At 56.7% G+C, this 24,961-nt stretch carries 21 protein-coding genes; 5 read left to right on the top strand and 16 right to left on the bottom strand.

Going from position 1 to position 24,961, the window contains the following annotated elements; all coding sequences use genetic code 11:
- Positions 1 to 312 precede the first annotated feature (312 nt).
- The 3 genes from ahr to ACLI4M_RS08555 all read right to left on the bottom strand — a co-directional run bounded on the left by ahr (position 313) and on the right by ACLI4M_RS08555 (position 3,233).
- The gene (gene ahr, locus ACLI4M_RS08565; RefSeq protein ID WP_133622492.1) at positions 313 to 1,329 is read right to left on the bottom strand and encodes an NADPH-dependent aldehyde reductase Ahr; all 1,017 of its coding nucleotides are present in this window, start codon (positions 1,327 to 1,329) and stop codon (positions 313 to 315) included.
- Between the two features lie 136 nt (positions 1,330 to 1,465).
- Positions 1,466 to 2,275 (bottom strand): nucleotidyl transferase AbiEii/AbiGii toxin family protein, encoded by an 810-nt coding sequence (locus tag ACLI4M_RS08560; RefSeq protein ID WP_133622493.1) that lies wholly within the window; start codon positions 2,273 to 2,275, stop codon positions 1,466 to 1,468.
- Positions 2,229 to 3,233 carry a type IV toxin-antitoxin system AbiEi family antitoxin gene (locus tag ACLI4M_RS08555; protein ID WP_133622494.1) on the bottom strand — a complete coding sequence of 335 codons (1,005 nt, stop codon included), beginning with the start codon at positions 3,231 to 3,233 and terminating at the stop codon, positions 2,229 to 2,231. Before ACLI4M_RS08555 ends, ACLI4M_RS08560 begins: the two co-directional genes overlap by 47 nt.
- Before the next feature lie 110 nt (positions 3,234 to 3,343).
- Between ACLI4M_RS08555 and ACLI4M_RS08550 the strand changes: the two genes are divergently transcribed.
- Entirely contained in the window at positions 3,344 to 4,108 is a 765-nt protein-coding gene (locus ACLI4M_RS08550) for a metallophosphoesterase (RefSeq protein WP_166643146.1), read from the top strand.
- 176 nt (positions 4,109 to 4,284) lie between these two features.
- Here the strand turns inward: ACLI4M_RS08550 and proP are convergent, their stop codons facing one another.
- The 3 genes from proP to ACLI4M_RS08535 are packed head-to-tail and all read right to left on the bottom strand — an operon-like array spanning position 4,285 to position 7,646.
- Positions 4,285 to 5,790, bottom strand: coding sequence for a glycine betaine/L-proline transporter ProP (gene proP / locus ACLI4M_RS08545; protein ID WP_048917768.1), 1,506 nt, complete (start codon positions 5,788 to 5,790; stop codon positions 4,285 to 4,287).
- Between the two features lie 39 nt (positions 5,791 to 5,829).
- On the bottom strand, positions 5,830 to 6,033 hold the full coding sequence (locus tag ACLI4M_RS08540; RefSeq protein ID WP_133622496.1) for a hypothetical protein: 204 nt from the start codon (positions 6,031 to 6,033) through the stop codon (positions 5,830 to 5,832).
- 50 nt (positions 6,034 to 6,083) lie between these two features.
- On the bottom strand, positions 6,084 to 7,646 hold the full coding sequence (locus tag ACLI4M_RS08535; RefSeq protein ID WP_133622497.1) for an EAL domain-containing protein: 1,563 nt from the start codon (positions 7,644 to 7,646) through the stop codon (positions 6,084 to 6,086).
- Positions 7,647 to 7,877: 231 nt separating this feature from the next.
- On the opposite strand from ACLI4M_RS08535, the gene ACLI4M_RS08530 reads away from it, so the two are divergent.
- Positions 7,878 to 8,207, top strand: coding sequence for a DHCW motif cupin fold protein (locus tag ACLI4M_RS08530; protein ID WP_133622498.1), 330 nt, complete (start codon positions 7,878 to 7,880; stop codon positions 8,205 to 8,207).
- A gap of 184 nt (positions 8,208 to 8,391) precedes the next feature.
- On the opposite strand, the gene uxuA is transcribed toward ACLI4M_RS08530, so the two are convergent.
- Together uxuA and ACLI4M_RS08520 are read right to left on the bottom strand one after the other, a co-directional pair.
- On the bottom strand, positions 8,392 to 9,585 hold the full coding sequence (gene uxuA, locus ACLI4M_RS08525; protein WP_133622499.1) for a mannonate dehydratase: 1,194 nt from the start codon (positions 9,583 to 9,585) through the stop codon (positions 8,392 to 8,394).
- A gap of 13 nt (positions 9,586 to 9,598) precedes the next feature.
- Entirely contained in the window at positions 9,599 to 10,888 is a 1,290-nt protein-coding gene (locus tag ACLI4M_RS08520) for an MFS transporter (protein ID WP_133622500.1), read from the bottom strand.
- 253 nt (positions 10,889 to 11,141) lie between these two features.
- On the opposite strand from ACLI4M_RS08520, the gene ACLI4M_RS08515 reads away from it, so the two are divergent.
- On the top strand, positions 11,142 to 11,828 hold the full coding sequence (locus ACLI4M_RS08515; RefSeq protein ID WP_048917763.1) for a FadR/GntR family transcriptional regulator: 687 nt from the start codon (positions 11,142 to 11,144) through the stop codon (positions 11,826 to 11,828).
- Between the two features lie 130 nt (positions 11,829 to 11,958).
- Here the strand turns inward: ACLI4M_RS08515 and ACLI4M_RS08510 are convergent, their stop codons facing one another.
- Positions 11,959 to 12,996 (bottom strand): AI-2E family transporter, encoded by a 1,038-nt coding sequence (locus ACLI4M_RS08510; protein WP_133622501.1) that lies wholly within the window; start codon positions 12,994 to 12,996, stop codon positions 11,959 to 11,961.
- 155 nt (positions 12,997 to 13,151) lie between these two features.
- A complete protein-coding gene (locus tag ACLI4M_RS08505; protein ID WP_133622502.1) occupies positions 13,152 to 13,967 on the bottom strand; it encodes a TIM barrel protein in 816 nt (271 codons plus the stop codon).
- Positions 13,968 to 14,470: 503 nt separating this feature from the next.
- Between ACLI4M_RS08505 and ACLI4M_RS08500 the strand changes: the two genes are divergently transcribed.
- Together ACLI4M_RS08500 and iolB are read left to right on the top strand one after the other, a co-directional pair.
- The gene (locus tag ACLI4M_RS08500) at positions 14,471 to 15,976 is read left to right on the top strand and encodes a CoA-acylating methylmalonate-semialdehyde dehydrogenase (RefSeq protein WP_133622503.1); all 1,506 of its coding nucleotides are present in this window, start codon (positions 14,471 to 14,473) and stop codon (positions 15,974 to 15,976) included.
- 56 nt (positions 15,977 to 16,032) lie between these two features.
- Complete coding sequence (iolB, locus tag ACLI4M_RS08495; protein WP_133622504.1) at positions 16,033 to 16,854, top strand: 5-deoxy-glucuronate isomerase; 822 nt, start codon at positions 16,033 to 16,035, stop codon at positions 16,852 to 16,854.
- A gap of 573 nt (positions 16,855 to 17,427) precedes the next feature.
- On the opposite strand, the gene ACLI4M_RS08490 is transcribed toward iolB, so the two are convergent.
- The 6 genes from ACLI4M_RS08490 to ACLI4M_RS08465 form a co-directional block, all read right to left on the bottom strand.
- Positions 17,428 to 18,282, bottom strand: a complete 855-nt coding sequence (locus ACLI4M_RS08490; protein WP_133622505.1) for a MurR/RpiR family transcriptional regulator — start codon at positions 18,280 to 18,282, stop codon at positions 17,428 to 17,430.
- A gap of 210 nt (positions 18,283 to 18,492) precedes the next feature.
- Positions 18,493 to 18,984 (bottom strand): fimbrial protein, encoded by a 492-nt coding sequence (locus ACLI4M_RS08485; protein WP_133622506.1) that lies wholly within the window; start codon positions 18,982 to 18,984, stop codon positions 18,493 to 18,495.
- A 12-nt stretch (positions 18,985 to 18,996) separates the two neighbouring features.
- Complete coding sequence (locus ACLI4M_RS08480) at positions 18,997 to 19,737, bottom strand: fimbria/pilus periplasmic chaperone (RefSeq protein WP_366521277.1); 741 nt, start codon at positions 19,735 to 19,737, stop codon at positions 18,997 to 18,999.
- A gap of 16 nt (positions 19,738 to 19,753) precedes the next feature.
- On the bottom strand, positions 19,754 to 20,224 hold the full coding sequence (locus tag ACLI4M_RS08475) for a fimbrial protein (protein WP_166643147.1): 471 nt from the start codon (positions 20,222 to 20,224) through the stop codon (positions 19,754 to 19,756).
- Between the two features lie 1,340 nt (positions 20,225 to 21,564).
- A complete protein-coding gene (locus ACLI4M_RS08470; protein WP_166643148.1) occupies positions 21,565 to 22,035 on the bottom strand; it encodes a fimbrial protein in 471 nt (156 codons plus the stop codon).
- A 986-nt stretch (positions 22,036 to 23,021) separates the two neighbouring features.
- Complete coding sequence (locus ACLI4M_RS08465) at positions 23,022 to 24,944, bottom strand: bifunctional 5-dehydro-2-deoxygluconokinase/5-dehydro-2-deoxyphosphogluconate aldolase (RefSeq protein WP_133622510.1); 1,923 nt, start codon at positions 24,942 to 24,944, stop codon at positions 23,022 to 23,024.
- Positions 24,945 to 24,961: the final 17 nt, after the last annotated feature.

Here is a 24,961-nt window from a genome sequence, read left to right as displayed (position 1 = left end):
TCGGATAACTCGATAGTTTTAATTAATTTCCTGCACCGGACATGAAAAATTTACCGAATATCCCTGAGCGGTAGCGTCTTGTCACTGAATCCCTGATGACGCGGTGAGGTCCACTGGCGTGCAATCCAGACCACGGTTGGCCTGTAATGTTAAAGCAAATGAGAACTATATGTATTTAGCATTGCGATGTAAATAAATATTACAGAAGGCGGGAACTTATTCAGGGGGAAGGAGCCAGGGGGATAAAAAAGGTCGGGTATGCCCGACCTCTACGTAGGGGCGAGGCATGCCTCGCCCACCGCCATCACCGTCTTAAAAATCCGCTTTCAGCACCACGCGGAAATTGGCTTTCCCGGCGCGGACGTGGTCCAGCGCGTCGTTGATTTTCGACATCGGGAAGAACTCGACGTGCGGCGCAATATCGCGGCGTGCCGCCAGCTTCAGCAGCGAACGCAGCTGGCCCGGGGAGCCGGTGGAAGAGCCGGTTACGGCTTTATCACCCATGATCAGGTCAAACGCGCCCACTTCGATCGGCTTCATCACGGCACCCACGGTGTGGAACTTGCCTTTTGGCGCCAGCGCGGTGAAGTACGGCTTCCAGTCGAGGTCAACGGCAACGGTGCTGAGGATCAGGTCGAAGCGGCCCGCCTGGGACTTCAGCGCTTCCGGATCGCGGCTGTTGACCACTTCGTCGGCGCCCATATCGAGAATCGACTGCTTTTTATTCGGCGTGGAGCTGAACGCCACCACTTCGGCACCCATGGCGCGCAGGATCTTAATCGCGATGTGGCCGAGGCCACCAATGCCGATAACACCGACGCGGCTGGTGGCGGTGATGTTGCTCATCAGCAGCGGTTTAAACACGGTGATACCGCCGCACAGCAGCGGACCGGCGCTGGCCGCATCCAGGCTTTCCGGTAATGGGATCACCCACTGCCAGTCGGCGCGCAGCTTCTCGGCAAAACCGCCGTGGTTGAGGATGGTTGGCGTGCTGCCGTTCTGGCAGTTGACCTGCTCGCCGTTGATGCAGGCATCGCAGTGCTGGCAGCTTTTTGCCGTCCAGCCAATGCCAACGCGCTGGCCGATCTTCAGGCCTTTGTCTTGCGCCGCATCACCGAGCGCGGAAACGCGGCCGATCACTTCGTGGCCGGCAATGGTGGGGTACTGGGAAATACCCCATTCGTTGTCGATCATCGACAGGTCAGAATGGCAGACGCCGCAGTATTCCACTTCGACTTCAACTTCCTCTGCGCTCAGCGCAGCCGCGTCATACTCATACAGTTCCAGAGCCTGGCCTGCTTTCATTGCCGCGTAGCTTTTAATTTTCACGTTATTACCTCAGATTCAGTTTTCCATCAGGGGAGAAGTGTAGCTGCTCTGGTCGGGAAAGTGGGCGTTTCGCCGCACGTAAGGTTTATCTGAAGGGCTGACTGCGGGGAAAGTGGGCAAATGCAGTATCACAGCGTTAATTTCCGGCCAGACCGTCCCAGAAATCATCAATGATATTTTCTACCTTTAGCGCTTCGACGCTTTCATTTTGACGAACAATGGTATCGGTTAAGCGCGCTTTATCTAATGCCAATAACTCCTGACATGTTTCTGCTGATGCGATCGCGGCCGTATCACTGCCTGCCAGTAGCGCCCCGAGTCTTTCCGGGACCCAGTCGACACGCTCGCACCAGGCATCATTGTCATAAAGGCGCTCGTCTTCGATGCGCGAATACTCCGTCAGGATGTTGAAAATATCGACAGCATCCCGGCTGTCTCTATTGCCTCTGTCACGCCATGCGAATAGTTTCAACAGCAGCAGTCCCGGCAGGGAAGTGAAGTGGATGCTGTTGCCAGCGGCAATCTCAACCCGCCCGGCATGCTGCCATACCTCCTGGAAACCCTCGACGTGCAGGATAATGTCCCGGTCGGGCGGCCATGCGACCTTATTGTTTTGGGCAACAGGGCCAAAGGGGATGATGTCTATTTCGGTGCCGTGCCATATCATCCGATGCACATTATGCCTGACTTCTTTAGCATCCTGCTCAATCATCGCCTGCTTAAGGGCGGTGAACTGCTCCCAGTTTTTCAGGTATACCGCAATATCGATATCATTGGTCTGACGGCCACTTTTCCGACCGTGAACGTGCAGCAACATCACCTCGCGCGCCGTCGCACCGGCAACAAAAAACTCGATCTTCAGCGTGCGGCAGACGTGATTGATGCGGAGGAGCAGCGCCTCAGTTTCCGAAGAGATGGGTTTGGCTAATGTGTAGGTGTTTTTCATTAATCCGCCCTGCGGTTTCGATATTGCGGTCGTCCCGGCTGGCGATAAGTTCAGCCACGCATAGCACTGTTTTTGCGCGCTCTGTGAGCGAAAAATCTTTGCCCCAGAAGGCCTGGGTTAAGATGAATTTCCCGCTCGGATGAGGCTTAAGCCGTAAGCTTTTTCTCCGCTCTGTCAGAGGAGAATGGGTAAAAAGTTGCAGGATTTCAGGCTTGAGATAGCGGTCGGAAAGAAGATAACCGGCGGGCTCTCCTCCCCAGCACTCGCCCTCTTCAAGTTCAATACTGCGCCAGTTGATATCACATTCCAGCTGAAGTGTTTTCAATTTGGGCCGCAGTACTGATGCGTATTCACGTATCCATTCCGCCATCAGCCAGTCCGGATCGGTCAGGCGACGGCCTTGCTTGCCCGAGCGGTAGTGGCGCTCAGTTTCGAGATAATCAAATGCTTTGCTGACCATACCCAGGGAGATCCCTGCATAGCTTGCCAGCTGGCGATAATTTTCATTTATCGAACCCGGCTGTGTTAGCAGAACAAACAGCAGTTTCATTACCCCCTCTGATATCCGGGGGCGCTCCCTGATAACGGGGGGGAGTTTACGCCCGCTGATGCGCAAGAATAGTGCGGGTAAAGCTATGCAGGCATTACCACCGCTATCGATAAAATTGATATGATTTTCTTCGCAATACTGCGTCATCGCCGGGCTAAGGCGTTCACAAATCAGCAGTGCCGGGTGAGTGCTGTTCTGCCTGAAAATGCTGTGCATTTTCTGCAGTATCTCTTTGCGCGGCCTTAGCTTGATAGTGAACAGAAAAGTGAAGGCGGCGCCATCGGGTGTTCGCAGCGTAAGACGACCATCGTGAAAATCGAGGTTGCGGCTCCAGCGAATATCCTCGATTTTAAGTGCTTCTGGCAAATTAGTTAGCACTTTTTCCAGTAGTTGAGCTTCATCATGCATGTTCACATCCCATAATTTGTTCACGCAGCATGAACAAAATTATTCTATGAACAATGTTCTTTTTATGCAACCACAATGGGTTGATTTCTAACCGCAGCAGGGAGGCATTCATGCTCACATCGGTTGCTGAAAATAAGCAGGGTCGTGACTTCGCGATAGGTGATTTACATGGCTGCTATTCAGCTTTACAGCGGTTGTTGTCAGAGGTCAATTTCGATGTGTCCAGCGACCGGTTGTTTGCCGTGGGCGACTTAATCGATCGCGGGGATGAAAGCCCATGCTGTATTGAGTTGTTAAGGCAACCCTGGTTTTATGCTGTGCGAGGCAACCATGAAGAGATGATGCTGGCCTGGTATCATGCGCAGGGTGATGAACGCTTGGCGCGACAGCAAAGCTGGAGCCGGGAGGGTGGAGCCTGGTTTTTCGAGTTGCCAGCGGCCTTACAAAATGCGTATTGCCAGCTCGTTGAGCCGTTACCTTATGCCATGCTTATCCGATCTCAGGGGCAACTTTATTGTGTCATTCACGCCGAGGTTCCGCCTGAAATCTCCCTGATTGAGGTTTTTTTTGCGCGACTCATTGCCGGGGAGCAGGAGGTGATCAATGCCTGCTTGTACGGGCGACGTCGACAACGCAGTGATTTTCAGCAACGTATCGGCGGTATTGATTTCATTCTGAGTGGACATACACCAGGGCGCTTGCCACGTATCTGGTCGGGGAATTCGTTGCGGCTGGATTTTGGCGCGGGGCATAGGGGAAAGTTTAACGGACTGGGAATGTTGGAGCTGGGGAAAAACAATCTTCTGATTGGCTACCCGCACCAGCTGAGCCGCTCTGATGCTTTATCGTTTAGGGTGGAAACTGAAAAAAGATGATGTTCACGATCGGATTCTGTTCATGCGGTATGAACTTCCATAAATCGTGAACAGTGCTGGGACCGGGCATGCCAGGCTCGTAAGGGGTCGACCGAAAAAGAAGGTCGACTCCTGGAGTTGATTAATACTCGGGGTCTGTTGCAAGGGGCGACCGCTTTCTGGTCGCCCCGCGACAATTACTCGTTAATACGCGGATGCTGATCCACCAGGCGGGAGCGCTTGGCTTCCAGCTCGGCGATCTGCTCGCTGATATCTTCGATTTTGTGCTCGATGTTGTCGTGATGCTCCTGCAGGATCTCTTTGGCTTCTGCCATATCAGAGGCTGCCGGAGTGGCACCGCGCAGCGGCATATTGGCCGTTTCCTTCATCATGATGCCGGTGATTAAACCAATCACCGCCACCACCATCAGGTAGTAAGCCGGCATATACAGGTTGCTGGTCGCTTCTACCAGCCATGCTGCAGCGGTTGGCGTCAGGCCGGCAATCAGCACCGAGATGTTGAAGGCACTGGCCAGCGCGCTGTAGCGGATATGCGTTGGGAACATCGCCGGCAGTGAGGAAGCCATTACCCCGGTGAAGCAGTTGAGGATCACCGCCAGAATCAGCAGACCGGCAAAAATCAGCCCCATCACGCCGCTGTTAATCAGCATAAAGCAAGGCACAGCCAGCAGCAGCAGCGCGACACTGCCGATAATCACGAACGGACGACGGCCAAACTTATCGCTCATCAGGCCCATAACCGGCTGGACAAACAGCATCCCCAGCATGATGGCGATGATGATCATCACGCCATGGTCTTCCGAGTAGTGCAGATTATGCGACAGGTAGCTCGGCATGTAGGTCAGCAGCATGTAGTAGGTGACGTTGGTGGCAATCACCAGGCCAATACAGGCCAGCAGGCTTTTCCAGTGTTTAGTAGCAATCTCTTTGAACGAGACTTTCGGGCCGTCGGCCAGGCCTTCACGGTCGCCCTGTTCCAGTTTATCCACGTGCTGCTGGAACGCCGGGGTCTCTTCCAGCGCATGGCGCAGGTAAAGGCCGATGATGCCCAGCGGCAGCGCAACGAAGAACGGAATACGCCAGCCCCAGTCGAGGAAGTTCGCTTCACCGATAACGGCTGAAATCAGCACCACCAGCCCGGCACCGAGCACGAAACCGGCAATTGAACCGAAGTCCAGCCAGCTGCCCATAAATCCACGCTTACGGTCCGGTGAGTATTCGGCAACGAAGATTGACGCCCCGGTGTATTCACCGCCGACCGAGAAGCCCTGTGCCATTTTGCACAGCAGCAGCAGGATCGGTGCCCAGATGCCTATGGAGGCATAGGACGGGATCAGCCCGATACAGAAGGTACTGACTGACATAATGATGATGGTGATCGACAGGATTTTCTGACGACCATACTTATCGCCCAGTGCGCCAAAGAACAGGCCGCCTAATGGACGGATGAGGAAGGGAACGGAGAAGGTCGCCAGGGCGGCAATCATCTGTGTGCCCGGGTCAGCTCCCGGGAAGAATACCTGGCCCAATGCATAGGCCACAAAGCCGTAAACGCCGAAATCAAACCACTCCATCGCGTTGCCGAGTGAGGCCGCAGTAATGGCTTTACGTAATTTGGTGTCATCAATAATGGTGACGTCTTTAATCCCAATAGGCTTAACACGCTTCCTACGTAGCTTCATATAAAACACCCTGTAATTATCTGTTTCACAAATAAAAATTCACACGACAAAGGTCAGGCCCGTGCTGTCTGCCTGACCGGTCACGGGTGAAAAACCTACAGCAAAATGCGCCATCGTCAGCCATGCAGAAACGTTGCATGTAGCACGTCCGCGCACTTTGCCCGCATACAGTATATCTGTTCCTGGCGAGGTCACATAATTTCGCTCAGAAACAGCGGGGGGAGGAATGACGACTAACGGCATTTTCACCCCGGGAACTGGGGTGAACCTTCCGCGGCTGGCGTCAGTAGAGGTTATCGCGGCTTATTATCCTGCTGCTTAACCCAGTTGAGCAGCGCGGCATTGTCCAGCGGGCGGGCGTAGTAAAAGCCCTGGATAAACGCCACCCCCTGTTTTTTCAGGTATTCGAGCTGCATCGCAGTTTCCACGCCTTCTGCCACCACCTCCAGCGCCAGACGGTGCGACAGCTGAATAATGGCGTCCAGCACCGGCGTTTCCCCATCAACCGCTTCAATCGCATTGACGAACCCTTTATCAATCTTCAGATAGTCGATAGGGAAGGTTTGCAGATAGCTCAGCGAGCAGTGACCGGTGCCGAAATCATCGATCGCCACGTGCATCCCTTCCTGTCGCAGCTCGGCCAGCTTGCGCGCCACCTCGGCGCCGTCGACGATCAGGCTGCGCTCGGTCAACTCCAGCGTAATCGCCAGTTGCAGATGCGCGACGCTGGCAGCGAACTGGCGAATGTCGCTGACGAACGCCTCATGCTGTAAATGCTCTGCCGCCACGTTAATACCGATATGAAATCCTGGCGACACTTGCCAGCTGGCGCAGTCTTTACTCACTAACGCCAACAGATGGCGGGTGAGCGGAACGATCATCCCTTCCTGTTCGGCGGCGGCGATAAAGATATCCGGGCGCACCCAGCTGCCGTCGGAGCGCTGCCAGCGCATCAGCGCTTCGGCTCCGGCCAGCGATTCAGTTTGCAGATTCATCACCGGCTGATAATTCACCGAGAACTCACCGCGGCTAATGGCGCGGCGAATTTCATCACCCCACGAGCTTTTACGCTTCAGCCAGCTGCTGGTCAGAGCGATAAACAGCAGCGAGAGGATAATGGCCATCGGCAGGAAGGTGAACAACACCTGCCGCCAGCTTAGCAGCGCTTCAGAGCGCGGGGCGGTAATGCTGATGGCGATCGGGTAACGCTCAGAGCTACGGCGGTAGATGCTGTTACCGAGGATACCGGGCCGATCGTTCTGCATTTCACCGCTAATAATGCGGTAGCCCCCGCCAAACCGCATGGCGATATGGTAGCCGTGACGGGTACCGGCAGCCTGCATAACATCAATCAGATACTGACCATCCACCACGGCGTACGTACCGAAGCCGCCAGGGATTTCACGCATAAACACCACTGCCGGACGATCCTGCACGCCGTAAGTCCCCGCCACCGACAGGCTCCACCAGGCTTTACGCAGCGGCGGTAGCGGTTGGCGCATCATGGTTTCCAGCGAGCCCAGAGTGTCGCCGTAGGCCGAGGAGCAGAAGACGATCTCATCCTGGGCCAGGCCAATGGAGCGGAAATAAGGGTATAACGAGCCAAGCTGCTGAAGGTCAAATTTAATATCATCGCAGCTGCGATGATTAAACTGGCGCAGGCGGTCAGACATATTCCACGCCATATCGCTGATGTGCTCTGCCTGGCTCAGCAGCATCGAGGCGGTGACCTCCTGCTGGCGTTTCACCGCCTGGCGCGCCTCAATAAAGGTGAAGATCAGGCACAGGATCAGCGGCAGCAGCCCGGCGATGACCAGCCATAAACGCGCATACTTTGGCTTTATGATTGCTTGCAAGCTGATCCCCTGTGGGCGCGGAAGGGCGCACGAATAGTCCGCAATGGCGGGAAATGGTCGGTTTTACACCGCATGTTATCAAGTAATTATCGACACCCTGCAGTAAACAATTAAAAAATTTGCATAACAAATATGAATACTGCCAGTAAATGCCAGAAACAGGCGAGAAGCCTTGTCGCCGCCGACAGGCAGGCGTAGTTTGGTTTTTTCGCGAGATGAAAGGGCAAGATAATGAAGATGAGCGACATTCCTTTTGGCACCACGGCCTGGTCGGCACTGGAAGCGACGGAACATCCGGGGGAGAAGGGAACGGCATGGTGGCGCACCCAGCAGTTTGGCGCGGTTCGCGTGAGGATGGTGGAGTACAGCGCAGGTTACCTGGCCGACCACTGGTGCAGTAAAGGCCATATCCTGCTGTGCCTGTCCGGCGAGCTGCATACCGAGCTGAAAGATGGCCGCGTTTTTACCCTCACGGCGGGCATGAGTTACCAGGTGGCGGATAATGCGGAAGCGCACCGCTCGTGGACTGACACCGGTGCGCATCTTTTCATTGTGGACTGACTCGTCATACTTCAAGCCGCAGATGCGTTGGCTGCATTACTCAGCCCATCCGTGGGCTTCGCCCCTTCGGGGCCGCTGTGAACAGCGTTCAAATCTGCTCCGGGCAGATTTGTCACTTACCCCGGTCACATAGTTATCTATGCTCCCGAGGATGCGTGAACTTGCCGCCTTCCTGCAGCTCGAATTATTTAGAGTCAGAATTAAAGAAGATCTGCTTTAACGCCAGCTCGACGCCGCGAATTTCCGCCAGCCCTTTCAGACGACCAATCGCCGAATAGCCCGGGTTGGTTTTTTTATGCAGGTCGTCGAGCATCTGGTGGCCGTGGTCCGGGCGCAGCGGAATAGCACGCTGATTACCGCTGCGGCGGCGCCTCTGCTCCTCGGCCAGAATCACCTTGATCACCCCCACCATATCGACATCCCCCGCCAAGTGCGCGGCCTCATGGAAGCTGTTGGGGTTCTCTTCGCGTTTGGTCGAGCGCAGATGAGCAAAGTGGATGCGGTCGGCAAAGGTCTCCGCCATCTTCACCAAGTCGTTATCCGCGCGCACGCCGTAAGAGCCGGTGCAGAAGGTAAAGCCGTTGTTTACGCTGTCAACGGTCTCTTTCAGCCACTGCATATCCTCAATGGTGGAGACAATGCGCGGCAGGCCGAGAATGGGGCGCGGTGGATCGTCCGGGTGCACCGCCAGGACAATGCCCGCTTCCGTCGCTACCGGCACGATAGCGCGTAAAAACTCCGCCATATGCTCGCGCAGTTTGGCGTGGTCGATACCGTCATACTGCGACAGCTGCGCCTGGAACTGCTCCAGCGTGTAACCCTCTTCGGCGCCCGGCAGCCCGGCAATAATGTTGCGCGTCAGGGTCTCGACCTGCTGCGCGCTCATCGCCTTAAAGTACGCTGCGGCCTGCTGCTGCTCGTCCACGCTGTAATCCTGCGCCGCGTTCGGGCGCTGCAGGATATGCAGCTCGAAGGCGGCAAAGGCGATATGGTCGAAGCGCAGCGCTTTCGCCCCATCCGGCAGCGCCCAGCCGAGGTCGGTGCGCGTCCAGTCCAGCACCGGCATAAAGTTGTAGCACACGGTGTCGATGCCGCAGGCGCCAAGGTTGCGCAGCGACTGCTGATAGTTGGCGATGTACTGTTTGTAGTCGCCGCGCTGGGTTTTGATCGACTCGTGGATCGGCACGCTCTCGACCACGGACCACACCAGGCCCTTCTCCGCCAGCAGCGCCTGACGCGCTTTGATCTCCTCCACTGGCCACACTTCGCCGTTAGGGATATGGTGCAGAGCGGTGACGATGCCCGTGGCTCCCGCCTGGCGGGCATCATCCAGCGATACCGGGTCTTTAGGGCCGTACCAGCGCCATGTATGTTCCATGCGTTCTCCTTAATTAGTCTGTAATCGGATCTTTTACGATAAAGAAATAGGCCAGCGCCCCGGCAAAGGTCACGCAGGAGCAGATCACCAGCGCCATATTGAACGAGCCGGTGGTGTCGACCACCCAGCCGGTGACAATCGGCGCGAATGAGGCGCAGATAAAGCTGCCGAAGTTCTGAATACTGCTGACCGAGGCCACCATGCGCGACGGCGCCATCACCTGCACCAGCCCCCAGGCTGAGGTGCCGGCAAAGTGGACAAAGAACAGCGCCAGGCTGATAAAGCCCACGGCCATGGCGGTGGAGGTGGACTGCACGACCAGCAGGGTACAGGCGGCGGAGCAGACCAGCCCGAAGCAGATCAGCGCTTTACGGGTTTTCGCCAGCGCATAGCCGCGCCGCGCCAGGCGGTCGGCGACGGTGCCGTTGACCAGCATGCCGATGGAGCCAAACAGGAATGGGATTGCCGCCACCCAGCCGGTGCTCGCCAGGCTCAGCCCGCGCTCCGCCTGCAGATAGCCCGGCAGCCACGAGAGATAGAGCCAGCCGGTATAGTTGACGCCGCTGAAGCCGAGGATCATCCCCCACACCGTGCGCTTCTTAAACAGCGTACCCCACTCCTTTAGCGACACGCGGGTTTTCTGCGACGGCTGCGTGTCCTGGTCAAGATACTGCTGCTCTTCGCGGGTCAGGGCAAAGCGGTCGCGGTTGCGATACCAGGCCACCCAGCACAGCGCTACCGCCACGCCCGCCACGCCGATAATCACAAACATCATCCGCCAGCCGAACGCCAGCATCAGCGCCACGAGGATCGGCGGGGCAAAGGCCTGGCCGAAGGTGGTGGAGGAGTTAAAAATGCCCATCGGCAGGCCGCGCTCGCGGGCGCTGAACCAGTCGTTGACCACTTTAACGCCGCTCGGCATAAACGGCGCTTCGCCGATGCCGAGGCCAATACGCAGCATAATAAAGTGGCTGAAGCTGTTCACTGCCCCGGCCATCGCCTGCATCACCGACCAGAACAGCAGGCCGCCGCCCAGCACGATGCGCGGACCAAAGCGGTCCAGCAGCAGGCCGCTCGGCAACAGCGAGATGCCGTAAGAGAGCGAGAAGGCGGAGAGCAGCACGCCGAATTCGGTGGCGGACAGCCCGAGATCGTTGCGGATCGCCGCGTTGGCGATCGACAGCGATCCGCGATCGAGAAAGTTAATGATCCCGGCGGTGAACAGCAGTATCAGCGATACGGTTTGTATCCGTTTGATACGGATGGTTTTTTGTAGAGGTGTTGCAAAGGTAGAAACCGTCATCGGTAATCCTTGCCGGCTCAGCGGCCGTTTATCGGTGTCGTTATCGAATTTTCCGGCCCAGTGGTCAGGCCGCTGGACCAGAGAATAAACGCTAACCCCGTTACGGTACCGTGATGGCGATCGCAGCACGGTAAATTTGGCGTGGGTCGGGTAGGGCACACCCCTTCGGGCGTCACCTGAGTTTGTCGCAGCGAGGCATGCCTCGCCCGGCTGTGATAAGCTCAGCGCATCACTTTCCCCGCCAGGAACAGGTATGGATTTACCGACACTAAAAGTAGAGCGCCTATACCGGCAGATTTCTAACCTGCTGATTAACTGCATTAAGCAGGGACAGTTTCCGGCGGGCGCTATCCTGCCGCCGGAGCGGGAGCTGGCGAAGCAGCTCGGCGTCAGCCGCTCGTCGATCCGCGAAGCGCTGATTGCGCTGGAGATTACCGGCTGGGTGGAGATCCGCACCGGCAACGGCGTTTACGTCATGAACCCGCTGCCGCAGAGCGAGAGCGCCCCGGCAGAGGAGGAGTTCAGCCTCAAGGCGCTGATACAGGCGCGCCAGGTGTATGAAGCGATGACCGCGGAACTGGCGGCGCGCAACGGCAGTGATGACCAGCGCGCAGAGTTGCAGGAGATCACCCAGGATCTCATCCAGCTGCACGTCAATGACGACAAGTTTCTGCGCGAAGATAAGCGTTTCCACCTGCTGATTGCCGAGATGACCGGCAACGAGGTGCTGCGCGATATGATGGAATACCTGTGGAACAAGCGTAAAAGCTCGCGCTTTGTGCGCCTGGAGAGCCACTACGCCGAAAGTGATTTCCCGCGCGAGATGAATCAGGATCACGCCGATATTGCCGCGGCGATTATCGCCCGCGATGCCCCGCAGGCGCGCGCCTGCATGGAGCGCCATTTACAGCACGTGTATGACCGGCTGTTTATTGAGTAACAGATGATGATATGCCGGGCGGACCGAAAAGAGGGTCCGCCCCTACGCCAATCGGGTAGGAGGCGATTTGACGGTTTGTCCCAGCGCGATCTGTGTAGGGGGCGACCTTCTTTTTCGGTCGCCCCATGTGTTAAAGCGATTTCCGCCCGTTACCCAGTAAAATTGCCAGCCTTCCGCCGCCCGGCGTGGTCTCCATCAGGATCTTACACACGCTGGTTAGCGGCACCGACAGCAGCATGCCGATGGGGCCAAGCAGCCAGCCCCAGAAGATCAGCGACAGAAACACAATCAGGCTCGACAGCCCCAGCCCGCGCCCCATCACGCGCGGCTCCAGCAGATTCCCCAGCAGCATATGAATGGCGATAAACAGCCCCGCCACCAGCCCGGCATCCAGCGGCGTATTGAGCAGCAGCGCCTGGAGCACCGGCGGAACGCCGGCTATCACCGGGCCGATATTAGGAATGAAGTTGAGCACAAAGGCCACCACGCCCCACAGCAGCGCAAACTTTACGCCGAGCGCCAGCAGCGCCAGCCACACCAGCACCCCGGTAAACAGGCTGATCAGGGTTTTCAGCGCCAGATAGTGCGTCACGCCTTTTAGCGCCTTGTGCAGCCCGGCGATGCGGATCTGCGGATTGACCAGGGCATAGCGCAGCTTGTACGGCAGGTGGTGCACCTCAAACAGCATGAAAATCACCGTCATCACCACCAGAATAACCTGCGCCATCGCTCCGGAGAACTGCCCAAGCATGGTCGTGGCGACGTCGACGATGGCGTTTGGATCCAGCCGCTGCGCCAGCGACTGCGCCGAAATATTAATGTGGAAGCGCCCGGCCAGATGCTGCACCACGGCCAGCTTCTGTTCCGCCTGCGCCTGCAGCTGCGGGTAAACCTCGCTGAACTCCTGCGCCGACCCGGCAATCATCAGACCGAGCAGCCCCAGCACAATAATAATCGCCACCGTCACCAGGCCTATCGCCAGCCCGCGCCGCACGCCGCGCCGCATCAGCCAGCTGACCATTGGGTTAAGCACGATGGCAAAGAACAACGCCAGTAAAAACGGCACGACGATCTCTGCGGACAGCTTAATCGCGCCGAGGATCACCATCAGCGTCGCCAGCTTCAGCAGGATATTCTGCCCGATTTTCTCCTGGGGTAAGGGTTTCATTGATTCTCCGTTTTTGGCGTATGCGTCAGCCATTGTAGTGCCTGAAACAGCGCCTCTGACGACTTTCGGAATGATCACCCCTGGCGGGCGCGGCATGCCGCGCCCCGACATTACCCGCAGGGGCCGATCTTTTTTCCGATCGGCCCGGATTGTCATTAATCCTGCAGTAACGCAATGCTCTGGCGGATCTCACGCTCAATGTCCGCCGCGCTCCAGCTGTCCATCACCGAGGCAAACGGCTCGAAGGCGTAAACCCCCTGGTAACCCAGCGCTTCCAGGCGCTGCACCTGCCACGCGCTTTTCAGCAGGTCGTCTTCACTCAGCATCAGGCGCTCTTCATCGGTCAGCTCATTCACCGGGCGGCCATCAATCACTCCGGAGAGGTGCACCAGGCCAATCTGCGACACAGCAATACCGGCGGCGAAATCCTGCTCCGCGCCCTCAAACAGATGGTGATGGAAGGTATCCAGCACGATTTTAAACGGCACCTCGGCCTGTTGGATCAGGCTAATAGCCTGGCCGGCAGAGCGCAGTGAACTGACCGGGAACCCCAGCGGCTCAACCAGGCCATTGACGCCGTAGCGTGCAAACAGCGGCGCCAGCTCGCGCAGCGCGGCTGCGGTATCCTCGGCCGAAATTCGCGTCCCGTCGTTGAGCGGGCACATCACCAGCGCTTTAGCACCAATCCCGCTGGCATCTTTCAGCAGCGATTCCGCCCGCGTCAGCAGGTCAGCGCTGATTTGGTTAAACGGATACAGCGCGTTGATGGTGACGATCTCGATGCCATATTTTTCGGCCAGGTTGCGCACCTGCTGATGGCTCATATTGTCGGTAACGCTGCCGCCCTTCATATCATTGCGCAGCTCAACCTTATGCAGGCCGAGTTTTTGCACCAGCTGGAAAAACGCTTCAATGCTGAGCGCGGGGGCGATTTTACGGTTAATGCAAAAGCGGGTTGGATCAATAGCCATGAGATGGCTCCTGTTAAGTAGGGCGTATTCAAAAGGTTACCGCGCCAGCGCTATTGTCATGCCGGAGCCAGTCGCAGGTGCTGCATGGCCTACAAGAGAACATTTATTTCATGTTTAGTTAATAATGAAATTTAAATTTTTAGATCCGTCTCGCAAAATTTCAATAATAGCGGTGTTCAGCAGCCTGTAACCCAGGGGAGTGCAGCTGTTTTAGCGCACAATTATCCCGGGCTAACCGGGCGGTTCGAAAAACGGCGGTTCCGCACCGGGCGTGCGCTGCGGCGTTTTTTACTCAGGACAATGAAGTGGGCGATCGATGCACATCGGTTGGGCGTAAAAAATGCGATCCAGGCCGCTAAAAACGAATTTTCTAAAGTGAAATATTTGAAAAATTTATTTCAATATTATACTGTCTCAACACGAATCAGGGTTTTGCCCGGCGCGGCAGCGGAAAGACGTCAGACTGCCAGCAAGGGAACTTACTTCATCAAAGAGGCCAGCACATGACTATCGTAGGAAACTTTATTGGCGGTAAAACTTCTCTGAGCGCCAGCAATGAAACTATCCCAATTTACAACCCGGCCACCGGCAAAGCGGTGCGTGAACTGACGCAGAGCACCAGCGACGAAGTGGCGCATGCCATTGCGGTTGCTCATGAAGCGTTCGATAGCTGGTCCCGCACCTCGCCGCTGCGTCGTGCCCGCGTGATGTTTAACTTCAAAGCCCTGATGGAACAGCACCGCGACGAGCTGGCCGAGCTTATCGTCAGCGAGCACGGCAAAGTGTGGTCGGATGCGCTGGGTGAACTGACCCGTGGTCTGGAAGTGGTGGAATTTGCCTGCGGGATCCCGCACCTGATCAAAGGTGAGAACTCGGCGGATGTGGCGAGCGGGGTTGACAGCTACTCGCTGATGCAGCCGCTGGGCGTGGTCGCGGGCATCACCCCGTTTAACTTCCCGGCAATGGTGCCGCTGTGGATGTTCCCCATCGCGCTGGCGTGCGGTAACACCTTTGTGCTGAAGCCACCGGCCCTTGACCCGTCTGCCTCCGTGCGGATGGCGGAGCTGCTGACCGAAGCCGGTCTGCCGGACGGCGTGTTTAACGTGGTACACAGCTCGAACGAAAACGCCGAGCAGCTGTATAAAGATCCGCGCGTGCAGGCGGTGAGCTTCGTCGGCTCTTCCGGCGTGGCCGAGCATATTTACACCACCGCCAGCGCCCACGGCAAGCGCGTGCAGGCGTTTGGCGCGGCGAAGAACCACGCTATCGTGATGCCGGATGCCGACCTTGATGCCACCGTGAACGCCATTATGGGCGGCGCGTTCGGCTCTGCCGGTGAGCGCTGCATGGCGCTGCCGGTGGTGGTTGCCGTGGGTGATGACACCGCCGACAAGCTGATTGCTGCACTGACGCCGCTGGTAAAAGCCCTGCGCGTTGGCCCTGGCATTCACAAAGGTAAAGACGAGAATGAAATGGGGCCGGTGGTTTCCGCTGCGCACCAGAAAAAAGTGCTTGGCTACATCGACAAAGGCGTGGCGGAAGGCGCGAAGCTGGTGGTTGATGGCCGCGGTATCCAGGTGGAAGGCAACCCGGAAGGCTACTACGTTGGCGGTACGTTGTTCGATAACGTCACCAATGAGATGGTGATCTGGCGTGAAGAGATCTTCGGGCCAGTGCTAAGCATTATGCGCGCGCCAGACTACAAAACCGCGCTGGATCTGGTTAACAGCCATGAGTTCGGCAACGGCAGCGCTATCTTTACCAGCAATGGCCACACCGGCCGCGACTTCGTGCGTGAAGTACAGGCGGGGATGGTTGGCGTTAACGTGCCGGTGCCGGTGCCGATGGCGTTCCACAGCTTCGGCGGCTGGAAGCGTTCGGTGTTTGGTGCGCTGAACGTACACGGGCCGGACGGCGTGCGCTTCTACACCCGTATGAAAACCGCCACCGTGCGCTGGCCGAGCGGCCAGAAAACCGTGTCTGAATTCAGTATGCCGACTCTGGGCTGATAAAACGGGCGAGGCGTGCCTCGCCCCTACGCTTGCCCACAGAACAAGGAGACAGAATGTCATTGCTATCCAAAGTAAAACAGCCGGATGCGCAGGGCCGTATCCAGCACGTTACCCCGGAAAGTGCAGGCTGGCGCTATGTCGGTTTCGACGCTTATCAGTTGAAAAAAGGACAGACGCTGACGCTTGAGAGCGGCAGCAAAGAGCTGTGCCTGGTGCTGGTTGCCGGGCTGGCTTCGGTGAAAACCCGCCATGCGGAGTTCCCGAACATCGGTAAGCGCATGTCGCCGTTTGAACGCACGCCGCCCTATTCGGTGTACGTGCCGCACAATGAGCAGGTTGAAGTTGTAGCAGAGTCCGATCTTGAGCTGGCGGTATGCAGTGCGCCAGCGACGGAAGGCAAGCTGCCCGCCCGCCTGATTGCGCCGCAGGACGTCGGCGTTGAGCAGCGCGGCAAGGGCAATAACAAGCGCCTGGTGCACAATATTCTGCCGGACGATAAGCCTGCCGACAGTCTGCTGGTGGTGGAGGTATATACCGACGAGGGTAACACCAGCTCTTACCCAAGCCATAAGCATGACCAGGAAGATTCATCGGATGAAACCTACCTGGAAGAGACCTATTACCACCGCTTTAACCCGGATCGCGGCTTCGCGATGCAGCGTGTTTATACCGACGACCGTTCGCTGGATGTCTGTATGGCGCCGTACAATCATGACGTCGTCACCGTGCCGCGCGGCTATCACCCGATGTCGACCGTTGCCGGGTACGACAACTACTACCTCAACGTGATGGCCGGGCCGGTGCGCCTGTGGAAATTTACCTGGGAGAAAGACCACGCCTGGGTGAACAGCGACGACTATCCGCGTAAAAAATAACCGCCAGAGATGATTAGCTGCGGGCTGACCGAAATAGAGGGTCAGCCCCTACAGCATTTCAGAGAGCCTCACCGTACGGTCGACCCGTGGTGATGATTGACTGCGGGCTGACCGAAAAAGAGGGTCAGCCCCTACAGCATTTCAGTGAGCCTCACCGTACGGTCGACCCGTGGTGATGATTGACGCCGGGCTGACCGAAAAAGAGGGTCAGTCCCTGCAGCATTTCAGTGAACCTCACCGTACGGTCGACCTTTTTTCCGGTCGACCCGTGGTGATGATTTACACCGGGCTGACCGAAAAAGAGGGGCAGCCCTACACCAATTCAGTGAATCTGTGCGGTAGGGGGCGACCTTTTTTCCGGTCGCCCCGTGGTGATAATTTACACCGGGCTGACCAAAAAAGAGGGTCAGCCCCTACACCAATTCAGTGAGCCTGTGCGGTAGGGGGCGACCTTTTTTCCGGTCGCCCCGTGGTGATAATTTACACCGGGCTGACCGAAAAAGAGGGTCAGCCCCTACACTAATTCAGTGAATCTGTGCGGTAGGGGGCGACCTTTTTTCCGGTCGCCCTTTTTTATGGGCGCGGTTTATTCGGGTCGGCGTTGGTCAGCGCCAGTGATACCGCCAGCGTCTGCGCCAGGCAGAGTGAGGCGACCTGCGAACGGAAGCCATCGACCTGCGCTTCACGCACCACAAAGCAGACGTCGCTAAACGCCGCCAGCGGGCTGACCTGACTGTCGGTAATCGCAATCTGATGCGCACCGCGTTTGGCACCCAGCTCCACCAGCTCCACCGCTTCACGTGCATACGGCGAGTAGCTGATGGCGATCACCACATCTTTCGGATTGACCATGCTCAGCTGTTCGGCAAACATCCCGCCGAGGCCGTCAATCAGGAAGGCGCGGCGCTCAAGGTGGCGCAGCGCGTAGGTCAGATAAGAGGCGACGCTAAAGGAGCGGCGCAGGCCAATCACGTAGATGTTATCGGCCTCGTCCAGCAGCTTCACGGCTTTATTTAGCTGTTCCGGATTAACCTGCATCGCCAGCTGCTGCAGCGCCTGCGAATTTACCATGGTGAAGACGTTAAGGATTTCTGCCGGGCTTTCCGGCGCGCCCTGCGCCTCATCGGTGGCGGTCTGGCGGAACAGACGTGCTCGCTCGGTATAGTTAACGGTCTCTTCCATCAGGTGCTGACGAAACACCTGCTTCATTTCATTAAAGCCGCTAAAGCCAAAGGCGTTAGAGAAGCGGATCAGGGTGGAAGGCGGCACGTCGGCCTGCTGGGCGATCGAAGCGACCGTATCGAAAGCGATGCTGTTGCTGTTATCCAGAATATAGCGAGCCACCTGCTTCAGGCGTTTACTCAGGGTATCGTAACGGCGACGGATATCGTCCTGTAACAGGGAAAGCTGGGTGGGGTTGTTATTCATTGCTCGGCTCGCTAAGGAAAATGTTGTTCTTCTGTGCGTTATTCTACCAGATGAACAAAAAATTTCACTTTAAGGTGAAAGCGGCGGCTTTTATTTCATCAGGATGGGAATGGGGTCACATAAATGCGGTTTACCCCCTGCCAGCAGCGGAAATGCGACGGTTTATTCTGAAATGGGCGAGCGTGGCGCTCACCCTTGCAGGGTTCTCCGTTACTGAAATGCCACCAGCAGCGTCGCCGATGCCTGGAAGTCCCCGGCAGCCGGCTTCACCTGCGGGTCGGCTATCGGCGAGGCGGTCAGCACCAGGCCACTGGCGGGTTTTGGCAGGCTGAACCACTCCTTCAGCGTCACTGCTTCTCCATTGCGATAAAAGCGCACGCCGAGGCCGTCGATTGAAGTGGCCAGTACGTCGGCGGCAAACCCTTGCGTACCGGCTAACTGCATCTTTAACGACTTGCCTCCGTCGCTGCCGCTGCACTTCAGGTTATAGTTGAGGGGTTTAACCACTTGACGGCCATCCGCCTGGCGGATGCCAACGGTGCCAAACTGCACTTCAATCAACTCGTTGTTATTCAGTATGCAGTTGGGCGGGTTGACCACTGTGCCGCTGAACTTTACCGCAGTAGCCCCCTTAATTACTGCCCTGCAGCTAAAACTGATGCCAACGATGGCCAGCACCCATACCATTTTCCTTAAACACATATGCACTCCTTATCAGCCGCGCGGCACGCGGTTAGCGGTGACCGTGCAGCGTGTCTCAGCACAGCCGAAGATAACCTCGGGGCGGCCGCCGTAGTCGTTGAGATAGGTCAGTACTGGCGTACGGCCATAGTTGCCGATAACTCCGGGCAGCGGTGCACTGGCACCCGGTGCCAGCATAAGCGGGCTAAAGCCGCTGAAGCCGCGAGCCTCCACCAGAGTGACGTAGTAGGCGGAGGGGTTACTGATGCGCCAGCTCTGTCCCTGTTTTTCCAGCACCAGCTGCGACAGCCAGGAGCTGGCCAGCTCGCCCGGCGGGGCCTTCAGCGCGGCCGGGCGGTAAAACAGCTTGATGCGGTTTTGCAGCGCAATATTGAAGGTGTTGGGGTGGTCGTTGCGCGGCGGGATTTCGCGCAGGTTTATGTAGAACAGCGTTTCGCGGTCCTGGCGCAGCAGGTTAGCATCGGGCAGCGCCTGGATTTTCACCTGGCTGCTAGCACCCGGCTCGATGCGCTGCAGCGGCGGCAGCACCAGCAGCGGGCGGCGGACTTTTCTCCCCGCCTCGTCCTCAATCCAGCCCTGGGCGAGGTAGGGTGCGCTGATGTTCTGGTTGTTAACCAGCAGGCTGGCGGAGGATTTATCCCCGTTGAAAATAACCCGGCTCTGCTGCAGCGCCAGCGCCGCCCGCGCATGCAGCGGGCTGGCGAGCATCGAGATGATGGCTATTAAGAGGGCGGTGCGCCAGTCGAATTTCACGTTAACCACCTCCATGCTACAGGCTGCTGACAATCAGGGTGCCGGAGCCGGTAAACGGCCCGGTGGCGGGGCTTGTGCCGCCGCGCTTGACCACGTTAAAGCTGACGGCGTCGCTGCCTGTCCCGTTAACCAGCGTGGTGGTGTAGCTGCCGTTGGGAGGAACCGGCTGGTTTTTGTACAGCATCACCACGCCAATATCCTTATTGCTGGTTTTCACCGCGTCGCTGAAGCCCGCCGGGGCAGCGGCGAGCACCACCTTGATATCCTGGCTGAGGCTGGTGTTGCACTTGTAGCTGAGGGCGCGCTCGACGTGATAGGGTGAGGTTGACGCACTGCTGGTCAGCAGCGAGCTGTCGACGTTGCCAAAGGGCACGTTAATCAGGGTGCCGTTATTGATCCGGCACTCTACCGGAACGGGGACGACAAACTCTTCGGTATAGAGTCGGTAAATGGGTTCTGGTGCCGGGAAGTAGATGTAACGGTACAAATTACCGATCTCAATGCCGCCGGGTAAAATAAATGCCCCGCCGATAAGATTTTTGCGTAATTTAAACTCAATGGTTCCTGTAGAACCTATTGCAGGTGAGCCTACGATGAGCTTGCTTACGCCAGCGGTAGTTGGCCCTGCTAAAGTACCGCCTGGATTTGTTCCTAGCTGATAACTGAATGGTGCCAGGACTGGTGGTATATGGGCCCAGCTCAGTATTATTTCTAATTTATAATCGATTTCATCCGTTAGTTTACGGTAGCCAGGATTTAAATAAGATAGGGGTAAACTTATCTCCGAATCAAATCTATTGGCGATAACTTTTTTGTTTACAGTTGAATAGCACCATGCATTGTAGTTAGTTGGCGTCGTCTTATAGTTAACCTTGGCAGTACTGCCTGCGGTATTTGAGCTGAAGCTGGCACTGGTTAGCTTAATGGTTAAATTATTCATCGGGTCAGCCCAGCAGGCGCCATCCGGTGTACCTGCCGGAAGCTCGGGCACTGCCTTGGCAGCATGTGCGAAGAGAAGTAGCGCAGCCAGCATGGCCGCCCCGCACGCAGAAGTTCTGATTCCATTCAGTAACATTTCCATCTATTAACCTTTAATCAGCAAGTTAAATCGCGCCTTATGTTATTTATTAACAAATTAAAATGACAGGTATTTTTTGAAATTATTAAATTGCGATTTTTTATGCTGCTTAACGGTATTGTGTGTCTCCTTGTTCTGTCTTGGTGTCGCTAACTTTTTTTTGGTGGTTAAATATGTCGCAGTAATTGTATTTTTGGGTGAAAGCTTCGCGAGTTTTTATTTCCTAGATCAAAATACCTGCGGGCTGTTAACGGAACTGAGTGAGTGGAGTGACGGGAGAAAATAGAGATAAATATAACGCGGAGGGAATAGGAGTGATTAACAGCCTGATGGCACAGGCTCTGACAAAGAAGATCGGCCAGGGGATATCGACAGCCCGAGCTGAATTGGCCGAGCCTGGCGCTCTCCCCTGCAGGTTTCTCTGTCACTGAAGCGTCACCATCAGCGTGGCCAAAGCCTGGAAATCCCCGGCAGCCGGCTTCACCTTCGGATCGGCTATCGGGGAGGCAGTGAGCACCAGGCCAGTGAACTTACCTCAGTAGCACCCTTGTCTACTGCCCGACAGCTAAAGCTGACGCCGGCAATGGCCAGAAGCCACGCCATTTTCCTGAAACGCACATGTGCTCTTTATCAGCCGCGCAGCGTACCGCAACAGCCGAAGGTAACTTCGGGGCGGCCGCCGTAGTCGTTGAGATAGGTCAGTGGCGAGGGTGATGCGCAAGGCGGCTTTCACATTAACCACCTCCATGCTACAGGCTGCTGATAATCAGCGTGCCGGAGCCGGTAAACGGCCCGGTGGCGGGGCTTGTGCCGCCGCGCTTGACCACGCTAAAGCTGACGGCGTCGCTGCCTGTCCCGTTGACCAGCGTGGTGGCGTAGCTGCCGTTGGGGGGCACCGGCTGGTTTTTGTACAGCATCACCACGCCGATATCCTTATTGCTGGTTTTCACCGCGTCGCTGAAGCCCGCCGGGGCAGCGGCGAGCACCACCTTGATATCCTGGCTGAGGCTGGTGTTGCACTTGTAGCTGAGGGCGCGCTCGACGTGATAGGGTGAGGTTGACGCACTGCTGGTCAGCAGCGAGCTGTCGACGTTGCCAAAGGGCACGTTAATCAGGGTGCCGTTATTGATCCGGCACTCTACCGGAACGGGGACGACAAACTCTTCGGTATAGAGTCGGTAAATGGGTTCTGGTGCCGGGAAGTAGATGTAACGGTACAAATTACCGATCTCAATGCCGCCGGGTAAAATAAATGCCCCGCCGATAAGATTTTTGCGTAATTTAAACTCAATGGTTCCTGTAGAACCTATTGCAGGTGAGCCTACGATGAGCTTGCTTACGCCGGCGGTAGTTGGCCCTGCTAATATACCGCCTGGATTTGTTCCTAGCTGATAACTGAACGGTGCTGCGACTAATGGGAGAGCGGCTAAGCTTAGTTTTATACTTAATTTATAATCGATTTCATCCGTTAGTTTATGGTAGCCAGGATTTAAGTAAGATAGGGGTAAACTTATCTCCGAATCAAATCTAGTGGCCTGAAGTCTTTTGTTTACAGTTGAATAGCACCATGCATTGTAGTTAGTTGGCGTCGTCTTATAGTTAACCTTGGCAGTACTGCCTGCGGTATTTGAGCTGAAGTTGGCACTGGTTAGCTTAATGGTTAAATTATTCATCGGGTCAGCCCAGCAGGCGCCATCCGGTGTACCTGCCGGAAGCTCGGGCACTGCCTTGGCAGCATGTGCGCAGAGAAGTAGCGCAGCCAGCATGGCCGCCCCGCACGCAGAAGTTCTGATTCCATTCAGTAACATTTCCATCTATTAACCTTTAATCAGCAAGTTAAATCGCTCCTTATGGTATTTATTCACAAAATAAAAAGACAGTGACTTTTAAAAATTAATGAAATGCGATCTTTTATGCTGTTTATAATAATTATTTATTTCATTTCCCCCTCCTGATGTCGCCAACTGTTTTTTGAGTGGTTAAATATGTCGCAAATATTATTTTCACAGATCAAAAGATCGCATGTTTTAATTTTTTAGATCAAAACCCCTGCGGGCTGTTATCGGAGTTGAGTGAGTGGAAAGACAAAAGAAAATAGTGATAAATATAACGCGGAGGGAATAGGAGTGAGTAACAGCCTGATGGCACAGGCTTTGATAAAGAAGACCGGAAATAAACCCAAATTTACCCCCGGCCAGAGAGCATCTTAACTTTCCGGGCGCGCTTCCCGCCAGTAGCCAATCAGCGTCAGATAATTACTTTTCACTTTCTCAATCAGCGCAGCGTTATCCAGCTCACCCTGCAGCCACTGGCGTGACGGCTGGCCGAAGATGGTGCGGCCGACGGCGAAACCCTTCACCCACGGCGATTTCGCGGCGGCGGCGAAACCGGCTTTCAGTTCGACCTCCGGCGCGTCCAGGCCCAGCAGCAGGATGCCGCGGCAGTGCGGGTCGTGCTGCTCAATCAGTTTGCCGATCGCCTGCCAGGCGTCATGGGAGAGCGGCGGCAGCTTCCACCAGTCCGGCTGGATCCCTAAGCTGTAGAAGTGGCTGAGGATTTCCAGATAGTGCTTCTCATCCTTATCCGGGTTGCTGTCGGGCAGGATCACTTCCAGCAGCAGCTCGTGGCCGGATTTGTTACAGCCGTTCCACACGTCGAGGATCAGCTCATCCTGCTGCTGGCGCATTTCTGCGCTGTCATGCGGATGGTAGAAGGTCAGGCACTTGACCACGTGCTCCTGCGGCCAGTCGATCAGCTGCGAGCCGATGTTGCCGTGCTCCAGGCGCAGCGGGCGCGAGCCTGGCAGCTCGATCGGGCGCCCAATCCACCAGCCCTTGCCGGTGATGGCGTTCAGCGCCGGCTGGCCATAGGTGGTGTCGGCCAGAATGCCGCTGCGGCCATCGTCGAGGCCCGCCTCTTGCGCCGCCTGCTGCGCACCCTGCAGCAGCAGCAGCTTAAGCTCAGGAATGCGTGAGTCATCAACCCCCGCTTCCGTGGCCATATCGGCCAGCTGTTTGCGGTGGTCGAAGGCGAAGACGTTCAGCTCCTGCCACTGCTGTTTGCGGGTGGTGACGCGGTGCAGATGGTTGAGGCGCGGGTCGAGATCCGGACGGGTGACCTCTTTGTCGCGGCTGAGGAAGTCGTCCAGTTCCTGTTTGGTGGGCATCGCCGGGGCGCAGCCATGGCGCGACACCACCAGCGCACCGCAGGCGTTGGCGTAGCGGCAGGCCTGTTCCCAGCTTTCATCGTTCAGCCAGCCGCGCAGCAGGCCGGACATAAAGGCATCGCCCGCGCCGAGCACGTTGAGCACCTCCACGCGCACGCCGGTTTGCAGTTTGGTCTGTTCCCAGCTGTCCGGGATCTCGCCTTCAAATACCACGCAGCCCAGCGGGCCGCGTTTGCACACCAGCGTCGCCTGGGTTGCTTTGCGCACGTTTTTCAGCGCGGTCAGGCTGTCGGTGCTGCCGCCCGCGATGTGGAACTCCTCTTCGGTGCCCACCACCAGATCAAAGTAGTGCAGCACTTCCTGCAGCTGCCGGGTGACGCGTTCGGATTCGACAAAGCGCGTTTCGCCATCGCCCAGCGAGGTCAGGCCCCACAGTACCGGGCGGTAGTCGATATCGAGCGCGGTGCGCAGGCCATTTTTACGCGCAATTTCCAGCGCTTTCAGCACGGCGGCGCGGGTATCGGGGTGCGACAGATGCGTGCCGGTCACGGCCACGGCGCGGGCAGAGGAAATGTAATCTTCCTGAATATCGTCCGGCACCAGGCCCATATCAGCGCAGTTGTCGCGGTAGAACACCAGCGGGAAGGTTTCCTGATCTTTGATCCCTAAGATCACCAGCCCGGTCAGGCGGGTTTTATCGGTAATCAGGCTCTGGGTATCACAGCCAACGCGCTGCAGCTCTTCGCGCAGGAAGCGGCCCATATGTTCGTCGCCCACGCGGGCCAGCATCGCTGATTTCAGACCCTGGATTGCCGTGCCGTAAGCCACATTGCCGGAGGAACCGCCAAGGTATTTCGCGAAGGTGGTTTCATCTTCAAGGCGCGCACCGATCTGCTGGCCATAAAGGTCGACGGCGATGCGTCCGATACAAATCACATCAAGCCGCTTCTGTTGTGTAGTCATACCTGTTTTTTCCTCTT

The sequence above is a fragment of the Erwinia sp. LJJL01 genome, assembly GCF_047300805.2.
GTDB lineage: Bacteria > Pseudomonadota > Gammaproteobacteria > Enterobacterales > Enterobacteriaceae > Erwinia > Erwinia aphidicola.
Note: the sequence above shows the minus strand (reverse complement) of the source record. Positions and strands in the feature narration are given on the sequence as shown.

Bases quoted from the DNA above. Each gene is read 5' to 3' on its own strand.
- proP (WP_048917768.1), bottom strand. From the start codon at position 5,790: ATGAAGCTACGTAGGAAGCGTGTTAAGCCTATTGGGATTAAAGACGTC.
- ACLI4M_RS08530 (WP_133622498.1), top strand. From the start codon at position 7,878: ATGAAGATGAGCGACATTCCTTTTGGCACCACGGCCTGGTCGGCACTG.
- ACLI4M_RS08560 (WP_133622493.1), bottom strand. From the start codon at position 2,275: ATGAAAAACACCTACACATTAGCCAAACCCATCTCTTCGGAAACTGAG.
- ACLI4M_RS08465 (WP_133622510.1), bottom strand. From the start codon at position 24,944: ATGACTACACAACAGAAGCGGCTTGATGTGATTTGTATCGGACGCATC.
- ACLI4M_RS08550 (WP_166643146.1), top strand. From the start codon at position 3,344: ATGCTCACATCGGTTGCTGAAAATAAGCAGGGTCGTGACTTCGCGATA.
- ACLI4M_RS08505 (WP_133622502.1), bottom strand. From the start codon at position 13,967: ATGGCTATTGATCCAACCCGCTTTTGCATTAACCGTAAAATCGCCCCC.
- ACLI4M_RS08555 (WP_133622494.1), bottom strand. From the start codon at position 3,233: ATGCATGATGAAGCTCAACTACTGGAAAAAGTGCTAACTAATTTGCCA.
- ACLI4M_RS08520 (WP_133622500.1), bottom strand. From the start codon at position 10,888: ATGACGGTTTCTACCTTTGCAACACCTCTACAAAAAACCATCCGTATC.
- ACLI4M_RS08500 (WP_133622503.1), top strand. From the start codon at position 14,471: ATGACTATCGTAGGAAACTTTATTGGCGGTAAAACTTCTCTGAGCGCC.
- ACLI4M_RS08515 (WP_048917763.1), top strand. From the start codon at position 11,142: ATGGATTTACCGACACTAAAAGTAGAGCGCCTATACCGGCAGATTTCT.
- ACLI4M_RS08510 (WP_133622501.1), bottom strand. From the start codon at position 12,996: ATGAAACCCTTACCCCAGGAGAAAATCGGGCAGAATATCCTGCTGAAG.
- ACLI4M_RS08490 (WP_133622505.1), bottom strand. From the start codon at position 18,282: ATGAATAACAACCCCACCCAGCTTTCCCTGTTACAGGACGATATCCGT.
- ACLI4M_RS08485 (WP_133622506.1), bottom strand. From the start codon at position 18,984: ATGTGTTTAAGGAAAATGGTATGGGTGCTGGCCATCGTTGGCATCAGT.
- ACLI4M_RS08540 (WP_133622496.1), bottom strand. From the start codon at position 6,033: ATGCCGTTAGTCGTCATTCCTCCCCCCGCTGTTTCTGAGCGAAATTAT.
- iolB (WP_133622504.1), top strand. From the start codon at position 16,033: ATGTCATTGCTATCCAAAGTAAAACAGCCGGATGCGCAGGGCCGTATC.
- uxuA (WP_133622499.1), bottom strand. From the start codon at position 9,585: ATGGAACATACATGGCGCTGGTACGGCCCTAAAGACCCGGTATCGCTG.